The organism is Psychrobacter phenylpyruvicus DSM 7000 = NBRC 102152 (assembly GCF_000685805.1).
In the GTDB taxonomy this organism is placed as follows: Bacteria; Pseudomonadota; Gammaproteobacteria; order Pseudomonadales; family Moraxellaceae; genus Psychrobacter; species Psychrobacter phenylpyruvicus.
This window is the reverse complement of record NZ_JMKP01000069.1, coordinates 1-3,790: the sequence shown is the minus strand read 5'-3', so window position 1 is coordinate 3,790 and position 3,790 is coordinate 1. Positions and strand designations below refer to the sequence as shown.

Annotated in this window: 5 protein-coding genes and 1 tRNA gene; 1 reads left to right on the top strand and 5 read right to left on the bottom strand. The window is 35.7% G+C overall.

The genetic code is table 11. From position 1 onward, the window contains the following. Positions 1–55 precede the first annotated feature (55 nt). The 3 genes from G561_RS15675 to ppiC all read right to left on the bottom strand — a co-directional run bounded on the left by G561_RS15675 (position 56) and on the right by ppiC (position 1,395). On the bottom strand, positions 56–187 hold the full coding sequence (locus tag G561_RS15675; protein ID WP_279625098.1) for a hypothetical protein: 132 nt from the start codon (positions 185–187) through the stop codon (positions 56–58). Positions 188–243: 56 nt separating this feature from the next. Further along, on the bottom strand, positions 244–1,014 hold the full coding sequence (gene truC, locus G561_RS0113240; RefSeq protein WP_028859960.1) for a tRNA pseudouridine(65) synthase TruC: 771 nt from the start codon (positions 1,012–1,014) through the stop codon (positions 244–246). A gap of 102 nt (positions 1,015–1,116) precedes the next feature. Beyond that, entirely contained in the window at positions 1,117–1,395 is a 279-nt protein-coding gene (gene ppiC, locus G561_RS0113235; RefSeq protein WP_028859959.1) for a peptidylprolyl isomerase PpiC, read from the bottom strand. 229 nt (positions 1,396–1,624) lie between these two features. On the opposite strand from ppiC, the gene G561_RS0113230 reads away from it, so the two are divergent. After that, a tRNA-Arg gene (locus G561_RS0113230) sits at positions 1,625–1,700 on the top strand. Between the two features lie 326 nt (positions 1,701–2,026). On the opposite strand, the gene cdiI is transcribed toward G561_RS0113230, so the two are convergent. Together cdiI and G561_RS0113220 are read right to left on the bottom strand one after the other, a co-directional pair. Beyond that, positions 2,027–2,464, bottom strand: a complete 438-nt coding sequence (cdiI, locus tag G561_RS0113225; protein ID WP_028859958.1) for a ribonuclease toxin immunity protein CdiI — start codon at positions 2,462–2,464, stop codon at positions 2,027–2,029. Between the two features lie 262 nt (positions 2,465–2,726). Next, positions 2,727–3,362, bottom strand: a complete 636-nt coding sequence (locus tag G561_RS0113220; protein ID WP_037032563.1) for a hypothetical protein — start codon at positions 3,360–3,362, stop codon at positions 2,727–2,729. Positions 3,363–3,790 lie beyond the last annotated feature (428 nt).

Genomic DNA, 3,790 nt, shown 5'->3' with positions numbered 1-3,790 from the left:
CGGCTCGCTCTTTCATTTCAGGGGTATAGTTTCGTGTTTTCATTGTCGTATTCTCTCAGAAAATTGAGTCTCCGACAATCCCGGGGCGGTTCACAATTTGTCTGTCTTCTACAATCTCACCCATAATTTCTTTAAACTTTGGCAGCACTTCAGAGTTTTGAAGATAGTTCATTAACTCACTACCCATAAATATAATAATCTTAGGTTTGAGCACTTCGACATACAGTTTAAAACTGATATTAGTTAAATCTTAGCAGCATCCATCCAAGAAAACTCTTCTAAAATACGGGTCCATTGGTCGTCAAAACCCGCTTCCAATATTAACGGTTCGCCAGTAACAGGATGAGTGAGCGCTAATGTCTGAGCATGTAGCAGCATGCGCGTACAACCATATTGAGAACGAAAGAATTTATTATGGCGTCCATCGCCGTAACTGGTGTCCCCTATAATGTGATGAAACAGATGTCTCATGTGACGGCGTAGCTGATGTTTTCGCCCCGTCTCAGGTATTAAGCGCATGAGACTATAACGGCTCGTATTATGTTTTTTTGATACTGCAAATGGCAGCTCAATTTGGGCTAAGCTCTGCCAGTGTGTCACCGCTTCTTGAGCAGGTTTGTCTAAGTTAGCAAACTTATCAGCGATGGCATCGGGCTTAAAGCTTAACGCATAATCAACAGTACCTTCCTCTGACATAAAGCCGCGTACCACAGCTAAATACTGCTTAGCAACCTTACGTTCAGTGAAAGCTTCTGTAAGGCTGCGTGCCACAGCAGAGCTCTTAGCAAACAACAATACACCGGATGTTGGCCTATCTAATCTGTGTACTGGAAACACATGGCAACCTACGGCATCACGGGTTAGTTGCATTGCAAATCGTGTTTCACCTTTATCAAGCCAACTGCGATGCACCAATAGACCCGCTTCTTTATTGATTGCTACTAGATCCTCATCTTCATAGATAATATCTATCTGGTTGTCAGTTTGGTTATCGGTGCCGCTTTCTATATCCATTTTTTCAATGCCTTAACGTTAGATAGTTTTGCTTTAAACCCTATTATTATCTCTACTGTCTTTAATGCATAGTCTTTACCGTCAAGGTTCAGACTCTAACGCTTAGTTTCTGTAAAGCACTTTAACCACATGCCAACCAAACTTTGTTTTTACTAAGTGTGGGGTCAAAAGCTCGCCATTGAAACAGACCTTATCAAATGCCGGTACCATTTGACCTTTTCTAAATTCACCTAAGTCACCGCCCTTTTTACCTGATGGGCAGGTTGAATGCTTTTTGGCCAACACATCAAAATGTGCGCCCTTTTTAAGCTTGGCAATAATCTCTTCAGCCAGTTCTTTGTCTTTTACTAAAATGTGTAATGCGCTAGCGGTACGAGCCATAATGTAAATCCTTCATAAATATCGATTATCGCGGCATTATAGCACCAGTGATTTTGGTTGCTAGCCTCATTGGTATGTCATTATCATTTTATCTACAAGACAATCTGAGAATTTTAAACTGGTAAAATAGACTAAGAGCCACTATTTATTTTTATCTGGTAATGCCGAAAAATTGGGTAAAAGGCTGATTTGTTATGATAAAATAGCTCTTCTTATTATTTCTTATTATGTGCCTATAGCTCAACAGGATAGAGCAGTTGCCTCCTAAGCGACCGATCGAGGTTCGAGTCCTCGTGGGCACACCACTTACTGTGTTTCAAGACACCTTATCTCAGTCTTATGAATATTCTGATATCTAAGGCTTTGAGTCTGTCTTAATTACTTTCTAACTCGGCAACTTCTCAAAACCTATTTTCACATTACCATTTGATTATCTTCAACCGCTACCTTAGCCTTTTCATTAAAACTTACTACATTAGTGACTTTACAAGACATACCTTTATCACAACGTCAACAAAGTTTAAAAAACTCTTAATCATATCCTTTTGTTTATATTTGATTGTTATTTTCGTTTGAGTTATATATTAAAAAGCTGGATTAAAAGCCTAGCTTATATTTACTATATCCAATGTTAAATCGAATTTAGAGGCATCCAGTTATCTAAAATGATTGTTATAAGTCTCTTATGTTCTGGGTGAATTTCTACAAAGCGTTGACAAGCAAGTTTAGTATATTGAAAATTTTCTTGTTCAGTAACATATATTCTATTCGCTGGATCATCAAAACCTAGTTCAAAACATACCCCTTCGAATACGTCTTCTGGATAAGCACTCTCTAAATCAGGATAGTACCACCAACATCCTTCTACACCTGCTTCTTCATATTTTAATAAAACATTTACTATTGCTTCTAGGAAAATACCGTCTGCATAGAATGTACTGAAGCAACCTTCTATGATTTGACTCTGACGATTACCAATTGTAATTTTAAAACGCCAATCATAAAAGAAATATAAATCATCTGGATTCACAGGGACATAGTCATAATTAAGATCATCTATGGTAAACACTTCGTACTACTCCCGTTTAAGCTCCATTATGATTAAGGATGTGGTTATATGCTGAATTCTATTGAGCTTTACCTATAACTATCGCCTAAAAAAATACAGCTCAAACATAGAATTTTTCACTGTCTAATAAAACTTACCTTAAAAGCTTTAACAAGGGAAAATGACTTACTAATATTCGGATAGTATCAATTTTAAAAGAATATGATGAAGAAATGATTGTCGAAGATTTTTGTCACAAGTATGGCGTTGCTAGATCAGTCCTCTAAATTAAGACCATTAAAAACTTCCAGAAGTCCCTACCGTTTATTTTCCAATAGCATTCACTATCAGGAATCAAATAACCAAAATCTAATGCTTTGGCAAACCATCCTTCATAAATGTAATCTTCATGACTTCTATCCCAATCCATATGCAAGTAAACCTTAGTATCGAAATTAATATAAAAAAGTGGGAGCCTAGACGCTATTTGATTAATTTTAAAAAAATCACTCGGATTGCCTTTATAAGAGATACTCATGTTATGTGCTAATTTATTTTCCACAATTTTGTATAGTTGTACTTGCTCCATTTCATCAAACTCTTGAATAAATAAATGTCTTAAACTAGACGGTTCTAATATCATAACCTCATCTAATGCCAGAAATTCTTCGAAGTTATCAGCATTGAGTTGCCAGATTCCTCCTCTATAACACCCTTTCCTTATTTCATCATCATAATCTTTTTTGCTTAACTCGCCATTTTTTAAATCCAAATCTAAATCTAACTTCATGTTTAAAATAAAGTTTTCTCTGTAGCTATAAACAAAACTATAAGCTCTATTTTTAATAAAAACTGCGATACACGTAGTAGATTCAAAAAGATTATCATTATCCCACTCTATGCTTATATCATTTTTCATATTTCCCAAACTTCTTTATAAATCACTCTTCAGTTAAAATTCTAGCTATTGAAAAGTTTTCTCTCTAGCAGTTTTTAATTATCCCTTAAAATAACACAGCTCAAACATAGAATTTTTTATTGTCTAATAAAACTTACCTAAAAAACTTTAGCAAGAGAAAATGACTTACTAATACCCAAATAGTATCGATTTAAAAAATATGGTGAAAAGATGATTGTCGAAGATTTTTGTCGCAAGCATGGTGTTGCTAGATCAACTTTTTTAAAATTAAAATCTAAATAAGGCGATATGGGAGCAACTGACGTCAAACGCTTAAAAGAGTTTCAAGCAAGATTATGAACCGCCCCGACTATATCGGAGAGTGGATTGCTTGAGTCAGGCAGCTTTGTCTGACTCATTAAGGCTATCATAGTATCGTCTCTCAAACT